The organism is Dickeya lacustris, assembly GCF_029635795.1.
Classification (GTDB): Bacteria; Pseudomonadota; Gammaproteobacteria; order Enterobacterales; family Enterobacteriaceae; genus Dickeya; species Dickeya lacustris.
On record NZ_CP114280.1, the window covers coordinates 4137380 to 4160236 of the forward strand.

At 45.1% G+C, this 22857-nt stretch carries 19 protein-coding genes, 1 tRNA gene and 1 pseudogene; 6 read left to right on the forward strand and 15 right to left on the reverse strand.

The genetic code is table 11. The annotated features are described in order from the left end of the window. Positions 1-16: 16 nt before the first annotated feature. Entirely contained in the window at positions 17-673 is a 657-nt protein-coding gene (locus tag O1Q98_RS18800; protein WP_125259797.1) for a hypothetical protein, read from the forward strand. 46 nt (positions 674-719) lie between these two features. On the opposite strand, the gene O1Q98_RS18805 is transcribed toward O1Q98_RS18800, so the two are convergent. Together O1Q98_RS18805 and mobQ are read right to left on the reverse strand one after the other, a co-directional pair. Continuing rightward, the gene (locus O1Q98_RS18805) at positions 720-1193 is read right to left on the reverse strand and encodes a GIY-YIG nuclease family protein (RefSeq protein WP_164513003.1); all 474 of its coding nucleotides are present in this window, start codon (positions 1191-1193) and stop codon (positions 720-722) included. A 108-nt stretch (positions 1194-1301) separates the two neighbouring features. Continuing rightward, positions 1302-2723 carry a MobQ family relaxase gene (gene mobQ / locus O1Q98_RS18810; RefSeq protein WP_125259795.1) on the reverse strand — a complete coding sequence of 474 codons (1422 nt, stop codon included), beginning with the start codon at positions 2721-2723 and terminating at the stop codon, positions 1302-1304. Between the two features lie 778 nt (positions 2724-3501). Between mobQ and O1Q98_RS18815 the strand changes: the two are divergent. Beyond that, positions 3502-3759 (forward strand): annotated as a pseudogene (locus O1Q98_RS18815) (hypothetical protein). After that, positions 3756-4040, forward strand: coding sequence for a conjugal transfer protein TraD (locus tag O1Q98_RS18820; RefSeq protein ID WP_125259794.1), 285 nt, complete (start codon positions 3756-3758; stop codon positions 4038-4040). Before O1Q98_RS18815 ends, O1Q98_RS18820 begins: the two are co-directional and overlap by 4 nt. 309 nt (positions 4041-4349) lie before the next feature. Here the strand turns inward: O1Q98_RS18820 and O1Q98_RS18825 are convergent, their stop codons facing one another. From O1Q98_RS18825 to O1Q98_RS18840, 4 genes are all read right to left on the reverse strand, one after another. After that, positions 4350-6314, reverse strand: a complete 1965-nt coding sequence (locus O1Q98_RS18825) for an SMC family protein (protein WP_125259793.1) — start codon at positions 6312-6314, stop codon at positions 4350-4352. Next, complete coding sequence (locus O1Q98_RS18830; RefSeq protein WP_125259792.1) at positions 6311-6817, reverse strand: ABC-three component system middle component 4; 507 nt, start codon at positions 6815-6817, stop codon at positions 6311-6313. The genes O1Q98_RS18825 and O1Q98_RS18830 overlap by 4 nt, the downstream gene beginning before the upstream one ends. After that, positions 6814-8022 carry an ABC-three component system protein gene (locus O1Q98_RS18835; protein ID WP_125259791.1) on the reverse strand — a complete coding sequence of 403 codons (1209 nt, stop codon included), beginning with the start codon at positions 8020-8022 and terminating at the stop codon, positions 6814-6816. The genes O1Q98_RS18830 and O1Q98_RS18835 overlap by 4 nt, the downstream gene beginning before the upstream one ends. Positions 8023-8289: 267 nt before the next feature. Continuing rightward, the gene (locus O1Q98_RS18840; RefSeq protein ID WP_125259790.1) at positions 8290-8691 is read right to left on the reverse strand and encodes an H-NS family histone-like protein; all 402 of its coding nucleotides are present in this window, start codon (positions 8689-8691) and stop codon (positions 8290-8292) included. Between the two features lie 279 nt (positions 8692-8970). On the opposite strand from O1Q98_RS18840, the gene O1Q98_RS18845 reads away from it, so the two are divergent. Both O1Q98_RS18845 and pilV read left to right on the forward strand, forming a co-directional pair. Continuing rightward, positions 8971-9318, forward strand: a complete 348-nt coding sequence (locus tag O1Q98_RS18845; protein ID WP_125259789.1) for a hypothetical protein — start codon at positions 8971-8973, stop codon at positions 9316-9318. Between the two features lie 214 nt (positions 9319-9532). Beyond that, positions 9533-11089: a shufflon system plasmid conjugative transfer pilus tip adhesin PilV gene (pilV, locus tag O1Q98_RS18850; RefSeq protein ID WP_125259788.1), complete on the forward strand. Its 1557-nt coding sequence runs from the start codon at positions 9533-9535 to the stop codon at positions 11087-11089. Between the two features lie 88 nt (positions 11090-11177). On the opposite strand, the gene O1Q98_RS18855 is transcribed toward pilV, so the two are convergent. From O1Q98_RS18855 to cuyB, 7 genes are all read right to left on the reverse strand, one after another. Beyond that, positions 11178-11372, reverse strand: coding sequence for a hypothetical protein (locus O1Q98_RS18855; RefSeq protein ID WP_125259787.1), 195 nt, complete (start codon positions 11370-11372; stop codon positions 11178-11180). Between the two features lie 355 nt (positions 11373-11727). Next, the gene (locus O1Q98_RS18860; protein ID WP_125259786.1) at positions 11728-12636 is read right to left on the reverse strand and encodes an HNH endonuclease; all 909 of its coding nucleotides are present in this window, start codon (positions 12634-12636) and stop codon (positions 11728-11730) included. A gap of 118 nt (positions 12637-12754) precedes the next feature. Next, positions 12755-14032 (reverse strand): tyrosine-type recombinase/integrase, encoded by a 1278-nt coding sequence (locus O1Q98_RS18865; RefSeq protein WP_125259785.1) that lies wholly within the window; start codon positions 14030-14032, stop codon positions 12755-12757. 179 nt (positions 14033-14211) lie between these two features. Beyond that, positions 14212-14287: transfer RNA gene (locus O1Q98_RS18870), tRNA-Asn, on the reverse strand. Between the two features lie 185 nt (positions 14288-14472). Then, positions 14473-17613, reverse strand: coding sequence for a beta-galactosidase (locus O1Q98_RS18875; protein ID WP_125259784.1), 3141 nt, complete (start codon positions 17611-17613; stop codon positions 14473-14475). 251 nt (positions 17614-17864) lie between these two features. Beyond that, the gene (locus O1Q98_RS18880; protein WP_125259783.1) at positions 17865-18971 is read right to left on the reverse strand and encodes a LacI family DNA-binding transcriptional regulator; all 1107 of its coding nucleotides are present in this window, start codon (positions 18969-18971) and stop codon (positions 17865-17867) included. A 93-nt stretch (positions 18972-19064) separates the two neighbouring features. Continuing rightward, on the reverse strand, positions 19065-19781 hold the full coding sequence (cuyB, locus tag O1Q98_RS18885) for a cysteate racemase (RefSeq protein WP_125259782.1): 717 nt from the start codon (positions 19779-19781) through the stop codon (positions 19065-19067). Positions 19782-19936: 155 nt separating this feature from the next. Here cuyB and hypT point away from each other — a divergent pair, with 155 nt between their 5' ends. Then, the gene (hypT, locus tag O1Q98_RS18890; RefSeq protein WP_125259781.1) at positions 19937-20833 is read left to right on the forward strand and encodes a hypochlorite stress DNA-binding transcriptional regulator HypT; all 897 of its coding nucleotides are present in this window, start codon (positions 19937-19939) and stop codon (positions 20831-20833) included. 93 nt (positions 20834-20926) lie between these two features. Here the strand turns inward: hypT and O1Q98_RS18895 are convergent, their stop codons facing one another. Both O1Q98_RS18895 and O1Q98_RS18900 read right to left on the reverse strand, forming a co-directional pair. Further along, the gene (locus O1Q98_RS18895) at positions 20927-22213 is read right to left on the reverse strand and encodes a dicarboxylate/amino acid:cation symporter (RefSeq protein WP_125259780.1); all 1287 of its coding nucleotides are present in this window, start codon (positions 22211-22213) and stop codon (positions 20927-20929) included. Positions 22214-22395: 182 nt separating this feature from the next. After that, positions 22396-22542 carry a hypothetical protein gene (locus O1Q98_RS18900; protein ID WP_269975696.1) on the reverse strand — a complete coding sequence of 49 codons (147 nt, stop codon included), beginning with the start codon at positions 22540-22542 and terminating at the stop codon, positions 22396-22398. Positions 22543-22857: the final 315 nt, after the last annotated feature.

Sequence of the window (22857 nt, forward strand, 5' to 3'; positions counted from 1 at the left end):
TTCAGGAAAAGACGCTATGAACACTATCTGGATGTTTTTGATTGCTCTGCTGATGAACATACCATCACTGGCACCGGTACTGTTTCTCCGTAAGATACCAAAGAAGGTTAAGGCATCGTTGGCCCTGAGACTTTTTCTGCTGAACGCCTTCTTGGTACTTTCTATTGTGACGCTATCGCAGAACACCACGCAAAAATACGGACTGTTCCCGTTATGGCTGATGTTAGCTGCTATCGGGCTGTTTATGGTCACACTGGTGCCAACGATAAAATTTATACGTAAGCATTTGACCGTAGGTAAAAGTAGGGTTGTTATCCTCTCATCATTCCTGATTGTCTATGCCGTCAGATTTCATAGCGTATTTTCAAATGTGAGTGGCAGCGGATACACGCTTAATGGATTCAATGTGGTATGGACGTTGTGCTTCCTGTTTGCCTGTCTGCTGGCTTATCTCGGTTGTGCTGGGAGTAAAACATATTCTGGTTATTCTGCATCGTCATATGCACCGCAGTCGGATTATTTTAAACCGACTAAAGAATATGAGATGCAATCACAAATTGACTACGATATTGCTGTGAAGGGGCGGAGTGTTTTGCTTGATGCAAATCTGAATATTGTTGAACGGCAGCGATATCAGGATGCTTTAGATCAGAGAAACCCCACTAACGAATAAATTAAAAAATGGAAGACAGTTTTTTGCCTTCCATTTTTTCTGCTTATTATTGATACATATATAATTTTTTTTCTAAAAATGATGGTTTCTCACCTAGTGACGTTACCTCTTGAAGGTGTACTTTTGTTTTTTTAGTATTAAATAGATGGTCACCTCTGTTCATAGATAATTCTATCAGAGCACTTTCTATATCATCGATACACTTATCTTTATTGCAATTGCCATGCATTTTTATTTCTGCAAAAGATAATAGCTTAGCTCCTCTTTTCGCATCTCTCACATGCTCAATCAGCTCTTTGGCATTTAACTCTTGAGATATCCTTCTCCTTAAATTAGAAGCCTTGCCAATGTATAATGCCTCGCCGAATTCAGCATAACGCCGATGGAAAATATAAATACCATAACTTTCCGGTATTTGATATATCAGTTCGTGTTTTCGGTTGTAGTTGATTTCGACAAGATTTATTGGCTCATGCCAGTATAGTTCGGCTGGGCTTGAGTATATTTCGTGCGCACACATTCTGATGTACTGTTCCATAATGAAAAAATTAAATTAGATTTTCTCATGATATTTTATAACGTTCAATATGATTATCACAATCAATTATACATATGCCAACTGTTATTATTACTCATTATGATAATTATGCGGTCTAAGTTTAGGCAATAGCGGTTTTTTGCCACTAGAAAGCGTAGGTATGTAGTCAAGATCATCATCAGGCTGTACTGACTTAACCGGACGACTTGGAAAACGTCTTATTTCATCAGGTGTTGGACTATAAGTGTCACTGTTAAACCTTGCGCGTCTTTCATACTCAGCACGTGGAATATAGATCCCCTGCACCTCATCAAACACATAGTTTTCAGCAATACGCTTATCGTGATCAGCTTCAACGGAAACAGGAGCTGGTTTCTTTCTGGCCCAGACAAATTTTTCTCTTATATATTCCACTACCAGCAAAGTGAAACGTTTAAAAATACCGTCCTGACGGGGTTTAACCTGCTTTCTCTTACTTTTAACAGGAGCGCGTTTAACCGCTCTGGCCGTTGAAGAGGATGGGGTTTTCAATTTGGTGCGTGTATGAGGCGCAGGGGCAACCAGAACAGGCTTTTGGTCTTCTGATGATGCTGACTGCGAACCTGTTTCAGAGAACTCTGTTCGAGGTTGTATTTCAGGTAAGACGATTTCAACAGGTTCAGGAAGCTGCGATACGGTAAAGCTTCTGAGGTCAACAACGATCTGAAGATCCAAATCTTTGAAGACACTATATGTGCCCTGAGCTTCCTGTTTCATCTCATCACGTACAGCCTGTTCAGCAGCACGTTTTTCCTGAACGCTTCGACTGTTCCATTTGGCACGATGAATACGTTGCATTGCCGGGCGGCTGGTTGCTGTTGCTTTGGCAAGCCATAGTGCTTTTTCTTCTGCATCCAAGGTAATAGCAGCATGTTCGAGTGCTTCATTATGTTGAGCCTCAATAGAACGATGATCAATACGTTCTGACACGCCGGAAGCTTCAAGGTAGCGGTTGGCAAGAGCAGACCACGCTTCACGCCACAGGATTACGTTTTTCTTGTCGTTCCAGCTTCTTTCTTTTTTACCAAAGCCATCAGCGGTGATCGGTTTTAATGTCAACATCACATGTGCATGGGGATTATTACCATCAAGATCGTGGAAAGCGATATCGGCAATCATCCCTTTATCAACGAAATTCTTCTGGCAGTATTCAACGACCAGTTTTATCTTTTCTTCATTATTCAGTTCACAGGGAATAGCCACATCAAAATAACGGGCTGTTTGACCATCTTTCTGACGCTCAACCCTTTCAACTTCATTCCACAAGGAGCTTGAGTTTTCGACAATATGAGCAGGTGCTGAAACAGGCGCTAATATCAGATGATGGAATAAATCTGTTCGGTGGCTGAAATCATAAGTATTGCCAGTGCGATCATCTGTTATTCTTGACCTGTTATGATAGGCTGCCTTCCTGCAGGAAGACATACCCTCAGAACGTTTCACAATTTTAAACTCCAGATGAAATATCGCCATATAATAAAAGACCTCAATATAAAATAAAACCAAAATATAAAACGCAACGATAACTATGCTGCCGTTAGTTTTTCGCAAGAAAAACTTCGGGGTTGACGTTGACGTTGTTTCCGAAGGAAACGGTGTTAGCCTGCGGCAGGCAACCGTCGGTAGACCCCACACACTGCGTAGCAGTGTATAAGTGGGCATTGTCTTATTAAAAATAGAGACAATGTAAAAGCCTCCCTACTTAATTAATACGAAATATATGAATGCCTGTAAAACAAAACGCCGAATTAAGCGGCGCAATCTGGATAAACGGGCGAAGTATTACTCGATATTATAACGATGGGTTTTAGATAGCGTCCGAAGGACAAAAAGAGTGTTAATTTATCCCGCCGTAAGGCGGGAAAGCGCTAAAACAAGAAAATAGGTAAGTTTATCGGTAGTTTTCCCTGTTGCACAATTCACAGGTTAAGATAAGGAATCAAAGTAAAAAATTTAAAGGTGGAATGGAAAACATTAATAAACAAAAATAAGTAACGCGGAGAGGCCGGAGCTTTAAGTACAAGGTGATTTTGTATACCCTGTTTGTAAACTTTGTTTTTAACCTACTTTCAGCATAGTGATTGTCGTAAACAATCACAAAGTGCTGCTTTTGATAAAAACAAATATATCAGATAAATGACTCTTCTTAAAAAGATGCTACTTGCATGACGTTAAATAAAATCATCTTCCTGTATTGATAATTATCAAAAATGTGATAAAGGATAATATATAACAAAAACAAGGAGGTATAATGTATAAAAATAATGATGAAGCCATTGATTGGGAAGCCAAGCGACTTTTAGATGATGGTATCTATACCGATACAGTATAAGCCTATTTAGAAGCAGAAAAGATAGTAATCAATATTAGGGAACAAGCAAAACAGCGCCAGATAAAGCAACAATTTAAATTGAAGATTAAGTCAATCAAGAAACAAATTGGTAATGGTTATGATTATGCAGATGTCCCTTATGCCAACAAGAAAAAACATTGGGGAGAACATAAATGACTAGAAAGGATATAAAACAACAAATTGCTTCAGCACAGGAACGCTTATATTTCTTGGAAGCCAAAAAGAAACAGCAGACAAAAAAAGAAAACACCCGCCAGAAAATTATTTTCGGTGCAGAGGTTGCCAAAGTTTTAGGATGTGATATTGGTTATGTAGATAAAGAATTAGTCTTTGGGGTTCTGCTTAACATATCTAATCTATCTGAGCGTGATGTTCAGGTTTACAGAGCACAAGGTCAAGTCTATATCGAAAATGTTATAAATAAATCCAAATGTTAATTATTTTTTTCACGTCCGAACGGTGAACCGGCCTAAAACTTGCTTTTAGGTCGGTGAGCTGTTGAGCAAGCCCTAGAGGGCGCGGTAGCTTATCTAGGGTATTAGGCGTGGCAGAATATGGCTGTCTACTCTGAGCGAGCAGCAGACGTTTTTCACATAAAGTGATGCCGAATAATTTCTAAAGTGAATAATGTGTTTTGTCTGGACACTTACACCGTCATCGATTTTTGGGAGGGATGACCACAAACAGCCCAATCTGAGCAATACATTGATAATTCGTATTAATTATGTCCCTTAATTGGGGCACATTTAGATATCATCTATTAATCCTTTAAGTAAACCATTTTCTCCGGTCGAACTGTACTGAGCAACAGTTCTTTCTTTGAGCCAATCAGCTAACACCGTAGGCACGTCATTATCAACTACGATTATTTGGCACGGAATTTTTTTATTTTCGGCTAGGTTACAAAGTTCGATTAAGGCACTGAAGACCAATTCATATTTCTTAGGATCAGATGTTCCTTCTATTACATCTTCTTTCGCGTCAGTACCAGAAAGATACTGTTGCTTCGTATTCTTCCCCAAATATTTACCCACAGTATCTAATAACAAAAACTTAGGGTGATTGATATTATTGAATATAGAGTATTTAAGTATGGATGTCATATATCCAATTGTAATCAATGTCCTAAGACCTCCAGAGGTGATTTTGAAATAATCCCTACCTCTTACAACTGCAGAATATGTAGTTGAATGTATGGAGATGCCAGTCCTATTTTTAATATTAACATGCTCAAGGAACTCACTGAGATTATCCCCTAAATTAGATAAAACCCCAGTAATGTCAGGTGCTTCACTACGCATTCTTTCCAGTTCATCTTGCAGTTTTATCAGATTATCTTTCAGCCTGCTCTGTGCATTAAGAATTTCTTCTTGATGATTTCTTATTCTTAAACTCGATACTAAATTAGCTCTTCTATTCTTCAGGTCATTTGCTTCTTTTAAGAATGCATCTCGCTGAGTTAAGAATGGAGTTATCATATCCTTTGTTTCAGTATCAATCATAGATGCCGATTTATTCAAATCTTCTTCAAGAGAAACTCTGACCTTATTCAGCACAACTTGCTCATTGGCAAGAGAAAATATCAGTTCTTCAATTGATTTAACTCTTCGAATTAGAGAGCTTAATTCTTCATCAAGTTTTTCGGGTTTTGATCTGTTCAAGCTATCTACATCTTTAATATTAATAACATTATCACAAATAGGGCAATTACATTTCAATTCATTAATCTTTCCAATCTTTGAATTGGCCAAGTGTATCGCTTGTATTTTGGATATGTCATTTTTATAATCGTTTTTTAGACGAATATACTGTTCTTGCTTGGTTGATAGTTCAGATAATTTTTTAATGGTTAATTTAAGTTTAAGATTAAACTCAGTATGAAATGCTTTAAGTTCCTTGTATGTTTCAGAATTCGAAGTCATGTTCTGATTAAGAGCATTAATAGCCTCAGTAATTTCTTCAAGTGAAATATCACAAGAATTTATTTCATCATCAATTGATGAAACTGACTCATAACCAGTTTCACGTAAAAAATCAGACACATTTTCATATTTTTTTGATAACTTATTTAGCTGAGTATTCTTATCGGATATTTGAGATTCTAAATCAGAAATATCAGCATCAAAGACATTAAATATATATTTAAATACTTCCTTAACATGAGCATATCTTGTCCATTCGGTTAAATGCAGTAGAGATTTACTACCCATGTCGTCTTGATCTACATAACAGAATCTCATTAAATCCCTAAAACTTAACCGCCTGAATTTTGAACTATCTTGTGTAGGTGATACTTTAAGTTTGAGTTTTGGGAAGTTTAATAAATCCATTAAGTAATCTGAAAAGAAACCATCCGGGCCGGGTTTTGAATTAAATTTTGGTGCGAATTTTTTCGGTACATGATTTGATATATCATGAAAATGACAATTATAAGTGTCAATTAACTCATTAGGATTGAATATATTCCGCACTATTGTGCAAGCTTCATCATTAATTGTTAGCTCTAAGGCTGCATATTCAAGAGAAGTTAGCATCTCATCGGCAAGTTCAATGTTACTACTACCGAGCAAATAATTTACAAATTCCAAAATACTGGATTTTCCTGTATCAGAATCTCCATGAATGACGTTCAACCCATCTTCAAAACTCACGGAATAATTTTTCCGGCTTCCCACCAAGATTAATCTATCAATCCGTAGATAAGATGTCATTCTGCCTCCGTGAAAACATTATTTAGAATTTTATAAAGTTTACTAGCGCTTAATGATTTTAAAGAGGAAACTCCATCAATATATAAATGTATCTGATCATAATATCCACCTACTAACGACTCTGCAAAACTCAATCCAGACTCTGATAATTCCAAAAAGGTAACATCTTCAATCTTTTTTACAGTTAAGAAACCTAGAGCTGACATATTAATTAATACTTCTTTAATTTTTTCTTTCGAGAACAGGATATCAACATTGATTGACATGCTTTTTATTGTATATATTTGAGTTATATCAATTGAAGGCGCTTTTTTACCCGCTAATATCATGACCCTCTCTATCTTTGATGGGTTTTTTATTAGATACATAAAAATCTTGGCTTTGTCTATATCCAAAGTTGGTTTACCAAGTTTGTTCTTCCCTAGTAAATGTAAGATCTTTGAGAAAATAGCCAAATTTAAGGATAGCTCTTCATCCAAGGGAATATATGGTAATGCATTCATTTCTTACCCTTAAGAATACTCAGAGATTCCACTGTTGTATCCGCTGACCAAATAACATCTCTATTCAATTTATTAGCTAACTGATGAAGCATTCCTTTCTTGTGCAAACTATCTAAATTAGATAAAACAGTTGATAGTTCTTTTTTATCTTCTTGATCAATTTTACTATGTATTGATGCAACTAACTGATCGGAGGACAATCGATTGGATAATGCTAATTGGTATTGTGTTTGATAGAGACTTTTAATTTGTCTGTAAATTTTACCCAATAGATTTCTGTCATAATCACTTGTAAATAAATTACGTGCCAATTCAGCATTATAATAATATTCTTTGGCGTGATTAGTAAAATCATTATGCACATCGGCAAGCATTAACTTTAAAACAAAAAACTCATTGTCATATTGGTTTTCGTCAATAAACTCTGCCTGTGTAAGTAGATCAGACTCTTCGTTGGAAATCTCAATTATGAATTTTTTAACCACAGCATATACATTGTTTTCAATGCTTTCTGGTTTGCAAATTGATTGATGATCTTCATTCACTGCAATGTAGTCTTTTTCTTGAATATGCAATGGCAATGCACTTTGTTTCTTAACTATATTATCGTTAGTGCCATAAACAAATTTTGCCTTAGGCAGATTATTAGCATTAAGCCAATCGCGATTTAAAGCATCTGTCTCATTGCTAAAGACACTTAAGTCTGAAATTTGAATATTCTTAGTAACTAAAGATGACATGATATTTGCAATAGTCGAGCCAGAATGAGGAACAGCTAAAGAAATGAACCCCTTAATGTTTCTTGAACGCTCGTAGTTGATTAGTTTGAGGATACAAGACTTTGCAATCAACCCTCCCATACTATGCGCTATAATTATGATGTTATTGTACTGACCTAAATGTAAGTCTATCTCTGTAACTAAAAGTTGAGATATTTCACTTACAGGAAGGTTAATTTCTCTCTTCTTAGTATTATTGAAAAATCTTCGTAACATTCCTGTTTTATTACCGAATAAATTGGTAAAATTAGTGAAGTATTCAAAACAAGCAATATCGTAATTTTCCAACTCGATATCACCGCAGAGCAAAATAGGAAACGAAATAGATTTATTAAATGACCACGTATCGCTTCCACCTTTAAGTCCATGTATAAAAAGAACTAAGCTATCTGTGCCATTTTTTCTTTTCCACTCTAACATGCTCATCTGTTCTAATCCCTGAAGAATTCTTTAACTTTCTCCATTTTCCTACTTAACCTGACTAAAATCAATGCTCTACAACAAGTCTATCGGAAAAATAAAACTAAGAAATTCAGTTGGTTAAAATGATGTTTCCCTAAGGTTAGGTTCAGTAAAGTGGCCTGCTTCTCAATAATGAATACATTGTAAAGCAAGCAAAGTTCGCATTTGGCACAGAACAGCCTGTCCGATAAAGTGACTCCCCATTGCATCAATGCAACAGGGAGTCATTGATTAGATAGCAAAGTCTTCCAGCGTTTTACCACTTTCCAGCGCTGCGGCGATAGCTTTAGGTGTCCGTCCCTGACCTGTCCACGTCTGTTCGTTGCCGTTTTCGTCGGTATATTTGTATTTAGCTGGACGGGGAGTGCGTTTGGCTTTTGCTGTTTTGCTGGTAACACCTGCGTCGAGCAGTTCAGACGGATCAATACCATCTTCCAGCAGTCTGGCGCGTAAGGCTTCGATTTTAGCCTGACGCTCTGCGTTTTGTTGTTGTGCGCTGGATTCTTCTTCACGCCGGTCTTCAACAATGGCGGTCAGCTTTTCCAGCATTTCTTCCAGTGTTGCCAAATCGGTTTCACGGGCCTGAGCGCGAAGAGTGCGAATGTTATTTAATATTTTTAGGGCTTCACTCATTGTTAGTTATCCTGATGGTTGAGAATCATTTTTAGTATACATATATCTGAAAAATAAAACGAGAGGATGTGTTATTTAGTGATTAAAAATTTGAATTTGATAAAATATAATTTATATAATAAAAATAAACCGAAACGGGCGGTATCATAGACCTCGTATTATTTTGTATTTGAATTGCGATGCTATAGTTATAAGTACAATGTTCGTAATACTGGCGGGGTGGACATATTTTGACCACCATGCTCTCCGACAAGAACATTATTTTTAAATGGAGGTGTAATGCTATATACAATAAGAGAAAATAAAGGCCAAACAGAAAATATAATCATTTTTGAACAACCTTTCTTTAGATTGATACAGGACGAAGATGCTTGGGTTATTCGGGTTTATTTATATGTTATTAAAGAAAATGTTGAAAAAATTAAAAGCAATGTAGTGTTTGACTTGGATTCATATAAGCGAATAAATGAAATCATTGTAAAAAACGGAGAACATAAATTTGATGCGCCGATTTTGAATTATATTAATGATGTTTTTATCCACGGCATTACTCAATCAGCAATAAAAGATCCTGAAGTGCTATTTCTAATGATTAAGGTGTTTTTTGAAAGAATTAAATGTGTCTGATTTATGTGGGTGATTATATTCTATACTCAGGTTCGTTCTATAGTATATAAAAATGATTCATCGTAAATAAAAAAGTAAGTATTGATTAATATTCTCATTTGAGAATATACCAGAGATATTATTAATTTGATTGATTAAAACCCTATTGTTTATATTGACCTCTTTTTTATTTTTGTTAATTGAATAGTACGTGGAAATAAAAAGGACGATGAAAATGAAAAAACAAAATAAGAAAGGGTTCTCATTGTTAGAACTCATTTTGGTGCTGGGTGTTGGAACCACAGTGACTTTTATGAAATTTCAGGATATGAAAAATGAACAGGAAACTGTTGTTGCTAAAGCCGTGGGGGACCAGATAAAGCAAATGGGTGAGGCGGTAAATAGCTATATCAATATCCGATATGACAAGCTTTCTACCCTGACATCCAGTAGCAGCCAGTCAAGTGATCCGGGACCAAGAATGTGTTCGGGTTCAGTCTGTGAAATTACCTATCAGACGCTGGTTAATGAAGGGTTATTACCTTCCTCTTTTTCTGGTATTAATGCGCAAAAGTCTTCATATAAAATTTTTTTGAGACGCTCAGGGAACGTTCCCAACTACATCATTAATGGCCTGATCACGACGACGAACGTATGGGCTGATGGCAGCAAGGTTCGTTATGACTTATTGGGTAAGGCAATGCAGGCGGCTGGCATTGACAGTGGAATGACAAAAACAACTACCGCTGCATCAGGTTATGGTGGTCAGTGGTCAGAACTCTCTACGGACTACAGCAATATCACCGCTGCGGGGCTTCTGGCTTATCGTGTGGGATATGATTCTGCAATGTATTCTGTTTACCTGCGTCGTGATGGAACGCTCCCTATGACGGGCGATCTGAATATGGGTGGTCAGAACATATACAACGCTCAAAACATCACAGCAGCCGGGACAACGATGTCAGGGACATTGAAATCAACCGGCGAAACACAGGTGGGAACAACACTTACCGTGGGTAGTAATGCAAGTGTTGGTGGTGATATTACTGCTTCAGGCAATGTCTATTCAGGCCAGAGTGTGATTGCAAATGGTAATATGGCAACTAATGGTTTGTCTCCCGGTGATCATCCGGCTGGATGGGGGGGAGGTTTAAGAACATGGGACATCATAGCTGGAGGAACCATTGCAACCCTGAAGCCGGGAACAACAGGAACTGATGCTCAGTTTGCTACAATGATTAACAAAGATGGTTATATTTATGCATCAGGAAATATTTTTTCAGGCCAAACTATAACAGCAAATGGAAGTATCAGTACGGGAGATAGCGTCTATGCCAAAAACAGTATTTATACCGGAAATGAATCCTCAACAAAAGCCTATATGAATAAAGATGGTAATATCTATGGTTCTGGAAATGCCCAGTTAGATGGAAATATTAATGCAAATGGAAATATTAACTCGTATTCTCAAATTACTGCTAGCCAACGATTAACAACAGGAGAGTTCTTACAGATTAATGGCGTAGCCAATGTTGGTTGGGGATGTTCACCGAATGGCTTGCAGGGAAGAGCAGCAAATGGCGCGATTCTTTCCTGTGTTAATGGTCTCTGGAAAGCGGCTGACGGTAATTCGATTAAGGTTTGTGCAAATTATTGTGGTGGGCAATGGCCTCTCGAAGTGGGACGTGTTGAACATAATGGCGACTGGAGTTCATGGCGTACATTAGGTGAAGGGTGCGGCGGCGGTTATGCGTCAAACTGGAATGAGCCTGTATTCTGTTCATCAAACTGACAGAGCATTTGTTTTCACTCTGTATTATCCATAACATCGTTTAAAAGTCAGATCCACCGCAAGGCCAATCTGACTTTTTTCCTATCGGTTATGCCTGAAATTCGCCCTCTGTGTCGTCAGTGCTGTCGGAATGAAATGTCCGATACAGGAAATCAAGGCGCTCCCACAGCACAAAACTCAGGATCTCTTTGACTTGGGGATTATCAATTTCAACAACAGCGTAAATCAATGCCCGACACTGATCGATAATTTCTTCCAGTTCCAGCGGCGTGTTATCGAACATAACACACCTCCAGAACAGACTGGCCCGAAGTAAAAAAGCCCGTATCCAGATGCAGATCTTCAGGTGGGGAATGGGTAAACTGATAAACAGCCATAGCGTTAGCTCCATAACGGTGTGGTTAGCCCCTGTTTGGTACGCCAATACCTTTCAGGGGCGAAACGGGTGTTCAGGTGTTCGTACCTGATCGGCTGCAATGTAAGGCTAGGATTGGTGCTAGTCAATTGCTAAACGTAATACAAGAAAATTTATGGCAGATAAGTCTCCCACTTTTCAGATTCACATAATCCCAAAACTATATGAACCGGCGGCTAAGCGAAGTGAGGCGAATAATCTTATTCTTGGTATTATATTAAATTCAATTTTGAATTTTTCGCTGATTAATTTTATTAGATAACTCATCAAGTGAATTCATTGGTATTGTTCTATGTATTATCCTATGGCAATTTGAGCAAACTATCGCAAGGTCAGATAGTTTAGTAATAGTAGTCCCGTCTGATTTGTGTAGCGGTATCAAGTGATGTACTTCGCAAAAATCATATCCATCTTCACCATAAAATTCAAAAAAATCAAAGTTGCATACTTCACATTTCAAACAACCTTTTTCTTTCAGTGTAATTCGCTTTTTTTCTTTAACAATTTTTGAGTTTCTTTCTCTTTGTATGTGTGCTCTAAATCTGGGATTGCCTTCGATTCCCATAACCTCTTGGTCTATATCTGGTATATGATTATTTATATCAAATTCAGAAATAAGTTTTTTTACTTTAGTGACATGTTCATTACTTTCTGGAGTATTGGCATACCAAACATTACTTTGTCCAATTCCACCTTTGACGGCTCTAGGGATCATTAGGCTTCTATTATCATAGGGTAATAAAAAAGCATCCTTCCATAACGCTTTTACTCTAAAAGTAGTTATGCCGTTTTTTTTATGTGTTAGTGAGGGAGATGTTAGATCTTGTGATTCACGGAATATTGTCGCGTTCTTATACCAACCAACAACAGCAGTACCGCCAGAATCGGGACCGGCAAGCCAAACAACAGTTATACCATCAATCTTTTTATCCTTCCTTTTGGCACCTAATTTTTCTATTTTTATCTGCCCAGTTGGTTGTACATATCCATATACATACCCATCAGAGTTCGTAAAATTACAAACTTCATGGCCTGTAGCCGTTTTGTTGTAGGCCCCTCCACGTTCGATAGAGTCCCCGTCAATTCCATCATATTTTTTCATCCATCCAATGTTACAAAATAGGATTATCATGTTCTACTCCTTGTTTCTTGATAATTAGAAAAAATGATAATAAGAGCAAAAAAAGATTTTTTAGATCAAACTTACTGGTTTTAAGTTAAACAAGCCATCTGTATCGGTCGCTTAAAAACTATCCTTCCTGCGTAAACTCAAACGGCCTAACCATCCCGTTACTGTTAGCATCGAGGAAATCAGCCCACCATTGCAGCATCAGGCGACGTTGCTCAAGGTGTTTGGCCTTATGAGTATAGGCAGCGCGAACGTTGTTCTTTTCCATATGGCTCATTTGAAGCTCAACCACATCTTCCGGCCAGATACCCGATTCAATCAAGGCACTACACGCCAGCGTACGGAAACCATGACCGCACAGATCGGTTTTGGTGTCATAACCCATTTTACGCAGCGCCTTGTTAATGGTGTTTTCACTCATTGGCTTCATCGCATCATAACAGCCCGTCAGGATAAAGCCGTCGTCACCGTTAACGTCATAGGTGAGGTTTTTTAGCTCTTTCAGAATGTCCAGCGCCTGACGGCACAGAGGAACATAGTGCTTTCTGCGCATTTTAGCCCCACGGCCTGAATGTTTGATCCCTGCAATCGCTTCACGCTGTTCAGGGATAACCCATAAGGCACTGTTAAAATCGATCTCTGACCATCTGGCAAAGCGGAGTTCGCTGGAGCGAATAAATATCAGCAGAGTGAGTTTTATCGCCAGCAGGGTCAGCCTGCTACGTCCCTGATAGCCTTCAATGCGTTCCAGTAGGGCGGGTATCTCTTCCAGCTCGATAGCGGGGCGGTGCTCTGTCTGTGGCTTCTGAACCGCACCTTCCAAATCATAGGCAGGGTTAAAGCGGATCATCTTTTGCTGGACGGCATAACGCATAATAGCAGTGGCATATTGCTTCACCCGCATAGCGATTTCCAGATAGCCCAGCTTTTCTATCTTTTTGATGGGAACCAGCAGATCGCCCGTATCCAGTTCAGCAATATCTCTATTGCCAATATCAGGGAACAGGTAGGTTTCAATACGGGTCCAGACAGAACGCTGATAATCTTCCGACCATGTGGTTTTGGTGGCAAACCAGTTTCTGGCTACCGTTTTGAAAGCGCGGGTATTGTTACGTTTTTCCTGAATCGCTTTGTTATCAGCCTGCTTTTTAGCGCTCGGATCAATTCCTGCCGCTAACAGCTTTTTCGCTTCATCTCGCCGTTGTCTGGCATCTGCCAGTGAAACAGCCGGGTAGACGCCTAAAGCGAGTATTTTTTGCTTCTTTTCGAAACGATAAGACAAGCGCCAGTATTTAGACCCATTAGGATGCACTAACAGGTGCATACCAAAGCCATCAGTAAGCTTATATTCCTTCTCAAGAGATTTGGCATTTTTTACTTTGGAATCAGTTAGAGACACGATTTGCCCCCTTGAGTTGTTGGTATAAGCAGAATCGAACCAGAAATACCAACAATTCTACCAACAAAAGTCGTGGGCAGTAGCGTTTTTTGGTGAACGAGGGAGAACCTGAAGAGGGGGATAACTGATTGATAAAAAGCAAAAAAGCAGACGTTGGTGAACGTCTGCTTTCTTTAAATTGGCTCCTCTGACTGGACTCGAACCAGTGACATACGGATTAACAGTCCGCCGTTCTACCGACTGAACTACAGAGGAATCTTGTGAACGGGGCGAATAATAGCGGGGGAGGATGGGCATGTCAAAGGTGAAAAACAGATTTTTGGTGCGTTTGGCGAGTGAGTGTGCAATGTGGCGTTTTTTTCGCATTTTTGCGCTTGAATTAGCCAGTTGTGCCGGGCCCGGTGGCTGAACCGGCAGCGGGAGGCTGCCGGTCAGAGGGTTTAGCGCAGTTGTAACTGTAATTGGTAGCGGTAATGCGGAGCGGTGAGCAGGAAGTCTGGCGCAACGCTTGGGCTCCAGGAGTCATCGCCGCCGATGCCCATGTGGAAGCCGTCGAGATTGAGCCAGGTGCCCGCTTCAGGCTGTAACAGATGCTGGTGGGTGCAATCCATCAGTTGCTGTCGGCTGTAGCGGCCGATGCCGAAGTGGAAATCACCGCTAATCTGCCAGTCGCCGTAGTGCAACTGCCGGGTGTGGCAGCGCAGGCCATTTTCTGAGGGGAAAATGTACGGCGTGTGCATCGCTTCCAGCGGCTGGTGCCAGCGGCCATGCAGGGCGCTGAGGCGGCGATCGGGGTAGTTTTCATGCGGCCCGAGCCCAAGCCAACTGACCTCAGGGTGGACGTCTGCCAACTGCACGCTCAATCCTACCCGTGCCGGTGGCGGCAGGGTGCTGGACAGTTCGACCTCGACACTGACGTCAACGATGCCTTCGGCGGTTATCTGCCAGCGCTTGCGGCTGATAAACAGCACCTGTTGCTGGTCATGGCCGATGTGCTCGGTGGTGACAACGATGCGGTCGCTGAGGGTTTCGGCATCAATGTGCTGGCATTGTGTCTGGTAGCGATAGAAACCGGCCAGTTTCCAGCGCTCCACCCAGGCATTGGGGTCAATATTATCCACTTCACTGATGCCGATGTCGTTATCAAGCGGCGCGCGCGCCAGATTATCTTGCAGCGGTGTGACAAACTGCGGTTTACCCTCACGCCACCATTGGGCCAGCAGGCCGCTTTGCTTATCAAACGACCAGCGCTGTTCGCCGAGCTGAATGTCGATAGTGCTGTCGGTGTCTATCCGTTGCGGGCGCGCGGCAGGCTGCGCGCGCGGAGCTGGCCGGGCTAATGGCTGCGGAAGTGGCCATTGATCCCAGGCGCAGCGATGACCGGCGCTCGACCAGGCGGTGGCAGCAGGTTGTATCACCTCGAGCGTCAGCCACATATCGGCATGGTTTTGCGCCGCCGGGATGTGCGGCAATAACACCAGCGTCTGTTGCCCCTGCGGCGCAATATCCAGCGTGACGCAGCCTGATGCCAGTTGTACGTCATCTTGCATAATGCGCCAGTGCAGCTCTTCATTATCAGTGTGGCGAAACAGGTATTCGCTGGTAATGGTGCAGGTTAGCGGCGCGTTTGCGTGCCGGGTGAACTGGAAGAACTGTTGGGCGCGCTGCGCTTCATACAGCGACGGGTGCGGCGTGCGGTCGGGGAACACCAGACCATTGAGGCAGAACTGACGATCGTTTGGCTTATCGCCAAAGTCACCGCCATAGGCCCAGTGCGTTTTGCCATTTTGCTCACGAACCAGCGCCTGATCGACCCAGTCCCACACGAAACCGCCTTGCAGACGCGGGTATTGGCGAAACGCCTGCCAGTAGCGGTCAAATCCGCCGAGGCTGTTGCCCATGGCATGGGCGTATTCACACAAGATCAGCGGGCGCTGTTCGCCCGGCAGTCCAATCCATTTTTTGATAGACCACTTCGGCACCGCCGGGAACGGCTGGTCTTGATCGACGCGAGCGTACATCGGGCAGACAATGTCAGTTGCCGGTGTATTCGCGCCGCCGCCTTCATATTGCACTGGCCGGGTCGGGTCTTGCTGTTTGACCCATTGGTATAGTGCCGCATGGGTCGGCCCATAGCCCGACTCATTGCCCAGCGACCAGATAATAATGCAAGGGTGGTTGCGATCGCGTTGCACCATACGTGTGACGCGTTCGGCATAGGCGGGCAGCCAGCCTGGGTCGTTAGAGAGGCGGCTCATCGGTTGCATGCCGTGCGTTTCAATATTGGCTTCATCCACCACGTACAGGCCATAGCGGTCGCACAGGCGATACCACAGCGGATGATTCGGGTAATGAGAGCAACGCACCGCATTGAAATTGTGCTGCTTCATCAGCAGGATGTCCTGCACCATCGTCGCTTCATCAATGGCCTGACCGAGTGTGGGGTGGTGCTCATGGCGATTAGTGCCGCGAATCAGCAGCGGTTGGCCATTCAGTTGCAGTAACCCGTCGCGAATCGCCACTTCCCGAAAGCCGACGTCATAGGCTTCAGCCTCAATCAATACGCCATCGGCCTGTTCCAGCGCGACAACGGCGCGGTACAAATGCGGCTGTTCGGCGCTCCAGAGCGCAGGATGTGCAACGTCCAGTTGCAATGTCACCCGGTCATGATAAGCGCCGCGCTCATCAATGGCCGGGGTGCCGAAGGGGGCGTGGCCCTGAGCGATGCACTGCCCGGCGCGCCAGAGTTGCACCTGTAATCGCGGCGCGTGCTGCGGCCCGTCGGCGGTGGATGTGGCCGGTAATGTTGTCGGTAATGTAGCCCGGGCGCTGACGCACAGCGTGCCCTGGCTGTAGTCATGGCGCAGTGGCGTGGTTATCTGCACATCGCTGAGGTGGATGAGCGGTTTGTGCAGCAGGTAAACGTCGCGGTAGATGCCGCTCATGCGCCACATATCCTGGTCTTCCAGATAGGTGCCGTCAGACCAGCGCAACACCAGCACTGCCAGCCGGTTTTCCCCCGCCTGCAGGCAAGGGCTCAGGTCAAATTCGGCGGGCAGGCGGCTGTCTTGTGAATAACCGACCCATTGCCCGTTACACCACAGATGAAAAGCCGAGTTGACGCCATCAAACACAATGCGGGTTTGCCCGCTGTGTTGCCAGTTGTCGGGGAGTGAGAATGTGAGCGAGTAACAGCCGGTGGGGTTGTCATCAGGCACGAAAGGCGGGTTAACCGGGATCGGGTATTTGATGTTGGTGTAAATCGGTGCGTCATAGCCTGCCAACTGCCAGTTGGAGGGCACCGTGATGCGATCGGCATGGGGTAAATCCTGTGCCAGCCAGCTTTCCGGCACCGCCTGCGGTTGGCTGAAGTAGCTGAATGCCCATTCGCCATTAAGAGACACACGGCGCTCGGAGGGGCGGTCATCCCTTGCGTCTGCCAGATTACGCCAGCTTGAGAACGGCGGGTGGGCCTCCAGACGGCGGATATGCGGGCAGGCCGGGTTTTCCCAGTCTCGCCGGGCGAGTATGGCGGCCAACGAGAGGCCGGATACGGGAAGATGTGTGCTGGTGCTGGACATAAAATGTTCGTTCCTTTGTTAACGGAGCCGGAGCCGCGCGATCGACACAAGAATGAGATTCACGGGAGATGGCAATAGTATGGGTTGTCTCTGCGGATAACGAAACAGAGAAAATGAAAAATTGTTATCCGCTCACAATTGCGGTTGAGGATCGTCGGTTAGCGCAATGGAGTAAAGGAATGGCGCGGCGGAAAGCGGGGCGGATCACAAAATCAGCCCCTATAGTTGCTCTGGGCGATAGCGGTGCCGGGTTAGCGCTGTAACTGGCGCGCCAGCGCCATCAGTTGTTGCGCCACCTCGCCTGGCGATGGCGACACCGCTTGCCACGGGGCGGTGGTCTGGCGTGCCACCAGCGAGGTTGCCAGTGTTAAGGGCGTCAGCGTTTGCGGGCGTTGCAGGTGTTTGACCAGCCGCTCGACGCTTTCGCGGCCAAGATGGGCAAAATCCTGCCGAATGGTGGTCAGCGGCGGCTGAAAGTAGGCGCTGTCCTGGGTATCGTCAAACCCGATGACGCAGAGGTGCTCGGGAACGCGCAGGCCATGTTCATGGATGGCCCGCAGTACGCCGAGCGCCATTTGGTCGTTAGCCACTACGATAGCGCTGGGCTTTTCCGGGCCAGCCAGTAAGCGCTGCGCCTGTTGGTAGCCGGCGTGCGCACTCCAGTCGCCTTCGGCGACGGCGCAGGCGCGTAACTGATGCGCGGCCAGCGCCTGTAACCAGCCGTGATAACGTAAACGAGCAGAAACGGCACCGAGCGGGCCATTTAACAGCGCAATGCGCTGGTGCCCCAGCGCCACCAGATGGTCGATGGCCAGTCGGGTGCCTTGTGCGGCATCAAACATAACGCTGGGCAAGGCGGCGTCAGGGTCGGTGTCGAGAAACAGCACCGGGGTGGTGGTACACAATTGCGCGATACGGGCGGCGGCCTCACGCTCCAGCGGCACGTTGATGATGATGCCATCCACCCGTTGTGACAGGAGCTCATTGACGGCAAGCTGCGTGTCGGCGAGGTGGGCGTCATTTGACTGAGACGCCGCTCCCTGAGCCGTGGGGCGTAGCATCGACATCACCACATTAAAGCCGTGTTCGCTGGCAGTGGTTTTAATCGCCGCCGCAATCTGCGAGGGGGCGTGCAGCGAGAGGTCGGTGGTGGCAAGCCCTATCGTGGCGGCGTGGCGGCGCGCCAGTTGCTGCGCGACGCGATTGGGCACGTAATGCAGTGCCGCCATCGCCTGTTCAACTTTCTCACGCGTGCGCGCGGAGACATGCGGGGCCTGATTGAGCACCCGCGATACCGTCTGATAAGACACGCCAGCGTGTTGTGCTACGTCATCAAGCGTGATGGGTTTTGTCTTCATGCGGTTTTGCTTCCGGGCTTTCTGTCTGGGTCATCTGGCAGCATCATAACCCATGCCGGGAAGCATACCCATAGCGCTGACGGCGCAGCCACATCATGCCGCCAGCGGCGACGAGGGTTGATGCCGGTAATACCAGTCCACGGTTTGGCGAATTAACGCTTCGGTGGCATCAAGGTAGTGCCCTGGGCTGGCCTGTACTTCTGGTGCCAGAATCAGCGGCAGCTCGGTGCAGGCCAGAATGATTTTTTCCACACCACGCTGCTGTAGCGCCGCCGCCACCGGTAACAGCAGTGCGCGCGCTGCCGCTTCGTCACCGGCTTTGTAAGCATAAATGCTGCCCATCACCGCCTCTTGTTGTGCGGCATCGGGCAGTGTGCAGCGCACCTGTTGCGCGGCCAGCGCCTGCTGATAAATCCCGCCTTGCACCGTTGCGGTGGTTGCCAGAATCGCCACATGCTGCAAGCGTTGCGCCTGAACCTGCTGGCAGGCGGCATCAATAATACTCAGCATCTCCACCCGGCTGTGCCGCTTGAGTTCGGCAAACCAGTAGTGAGCGGTGTTGCAGGGCATAATAATGCAGGTTGCCCCGGCATTCTCCAGCACATACAGATACTCAATCATTTTTGCGAGCGGCGAGGCGCTGTGGTGAAGCAAACAGGCGGTGCGATCGGGAATATCGGGAATCGAGACTGCAATCGTCGGAATGTGCTCCTGATCTTTACGGGCGGGCGTGTGGCGGATGAGCTTTTGCATGGCATCCACCGTGGCTCCGGGGCCCATACCACCAAGAATGCCGATCACAGGGTTCATGGACGTTGCCTCACTAAAAGAAAAAGGGGGGGGTGGAAAAATCATCGCAATCAGCCGGGGAAATGTGAATTGCGAAATTCCCATCTGCTATGTATGTTTTGCATTATGAGTGCAGAGTTATGCGTATAATGCGTGGTGAAATCGAGGGGTGGTGAATGCTAAATAATATTGAAACCAAATGGTTATATGATTTTATTGCGCTGGAAGCACATCGCAGTTTTACGCTGGCGGCAGAGACCCGCAACATCTCGCAATCCTCCTTTAGCCGCCGGATTCAGGCGCTGGAAGAGGCGGTGGGGTTCGCCTTATTCGATCGCGCCGCCCAACCGTTGCAGCTCACGGAGCCCGGCAAAATTTTTCATGCCCATGTGCGCAACACGCTCGATGACCTCGAATACCAGATTCATAAACTGCACGGCGGCAGCCAGTATAAAAACCGGATAACCATTGCCGCAGCCCACTCGCTATCGGTGTTTGTGATGCCGCACTGGCTGGCCGACGTTCCTGACCGGCAAGCGATGATTTTTGCCGTTGAGTCTATCGACGTCGATGATGCCGTCCGTAATTTGAAGGAAGGGCGCAGTGATTTTATTTTCTCGTTTCATAATGAGGAGCTACTGTCTGACCCGTTTCGCCACACGCCGATGATGGACTCGATGCTCTATCCGGTGTGTGCCTGCGATGCGGCGGGCAAACCGCTGTTTGACCTGAAAGCGTCTTCGCTGCCGTTACTCAATTATACCGACACCAGCTACATGGGGCGGCAGGTTAACCGCTATCTGGCCACACAGCCGCCGACGCGTTTTAGCGTCAATTTCGTCTCCTCGATGAGTGAATTGCTCAAACGCATGGCGATGCAAGGCCACGGCATTGCCTGGCTGCCGGATTACGCGATTCGTGACGAGCTGGCGCGCCGTGAACTGGTGGTGCTGAAACTGGAGCGGGCGGTGATGAAAATGCAGGTCTATTTATATCGGCTCGATGCGCGGCTGAATATGGCTTCCGAAGCCTTTTGGCGCATCATGCAGGCGCGTGCGCCGGAGCGTTTATGACGGCGATAACCGTTTCCTGAGCACCGGTAACGGAAACAAAAACAGCGGCCACAGCCGCTGTTTTGATAGCACGAATGATGCTAGCACAGGCTATCACGCCTCTTGCCTGGCTTCCTGAAGCACCACGGCGTCATCGTCTTCCTCATCATCGGTCACGCCTTTTTCCAGGCTGGCGACAACCGCTGTGGAGATACTGTTGCCGATAACGTTGGTGGCGGTACGGCCCATATCGAGGAATTGGTCGATACCGAGAATCAGCAGAATGCCCGCTTCCGGCAGGTTAAACATCGGCAGTGTTGCCGCCACCACCACCACCGAGGCGCGCGCCACGCCAGCCATACCTTTACTGGTTATCATCAGCGTCAGCAGAATCAGGATCTGCTGAGTCAGGCTCAGGTCAATGTTGTAAGCCTGAGCGATAAACAGAATGGCGAATGACTGGTACATCATGGAGCCGTCGAGGTTAAAGGAGTACCCGAGCGGCAGCACGAAACTGGTGATTTTTTTCGGTACGCCAAAGCGGGTCAGCGCGTCCATGGTTTTCGGATAGGCTGACTCGCTGCTCGCCGTGGCGAAAGCCAGCATGGTTGGTTCGCGGATAAGGCGAGCGAGGTCTTTAATCGAGCGGCCAAGGAAGGCGTAACCGACCAGGAACAGCACGCTCCACAGCAGCGCCAGGCCGAGATAGAACTCGCCGATTAATTTACCGAAGTCATAAATCAGCCCCAGGCCCTGGGTGGTAATGGCGGAACCAATCGCGGCAAAGACGGCAATCGGTGCCAGCGCCATCACGTAATCGGTGACGCGGAACATCACTTTGGCCAGTTCTTCAATGGTGGAGAGAATGAAATTAGCCTGCTTGTTGTGCTGGCGGACATACGCCATCGCCGAGCCAAAGAACAGCGAGAACACCAGAATTTGCAGAATTTCGTTGTTCGCCATCGCCTCGATGATGCTTTTCGGGAAGATATGGCTGATGAAGTTTTTCAGGGTAAACCCATCGGTGTTCAGGCCGGTGGTGACATGGTTTGTCGCGGCGACCAGATTCATACCGACGCCCGGCTGGAAGAAGTTTGCCAGCATCATGCCAATCAGCAGTGACAGAAAGGATGCGGTGATAAACCAGGTCATCGCTTTCAGGCCAACGCGACCTACCGCAGAGGAGTTGCCCATGCTCGCCAGACCGGAAACCAGTGTGGCAAACACCAGCGGGGCGATAATCATCTTGATAAGACGAAGGAAAATATCCGTCACCATATTAAAATAGGAGGCGACTTCCTTGGCGCGGGACGCATCAAGATACTGGTGGCACGCCCAGCCGATCAAAATACCGAGCACTATCGCCAGCATTATCTGTATTAATAACTTCTGCCTTTGCATATAAACCTCATGTTGATGTATGTATTTCAGACAACACACAAGTCTTATTGTGGTGTAACGGCCTGCGCTGGCGCAGCCCTATACCCTGGGATGTTTGTGGGGTGTTGTGTCTGCCGGGCGGAATAGTACAACGAAATCGGATTTTTGCCCTTTTTTTCTGCTTATAAAATGAATTTCATCACTTAACAGGCATAAAACAGGGCTATTCCCATGCCTTTTATCGGTGAACCCCCTGCCTGCTCATCATTCCCGCTATTGTTTAATTTTTTATATTTCAATGCGTTATTTTTTACTGTGTTCGTCGGGAGGGCGGTTTTTGTATTAACCATAATATTTTCTTATATCTCGCATCGAGTCAGTAATAAATTCAATAATGACCGCTAAATTATTTATCCGCGTTAAACACACTATTATTTGCTAATGACGCAGGTGATTAATAAATAGTAATCATTCTTTTTTTAGAAAATATTTATATCGCCCGTTGATGACGGCATTGGCCGTGACGAATTAAAAATGACAAGTATTTTAATGACCTGCTTTAATATCGAATAATTGAAAATGGCGTGTTATTTTACGGCGTTCAATGTAATTAAAATGTTTATGCGGTGTTTATATAAAGTGCAAAGGTGAGGGGAAGCCGTCAT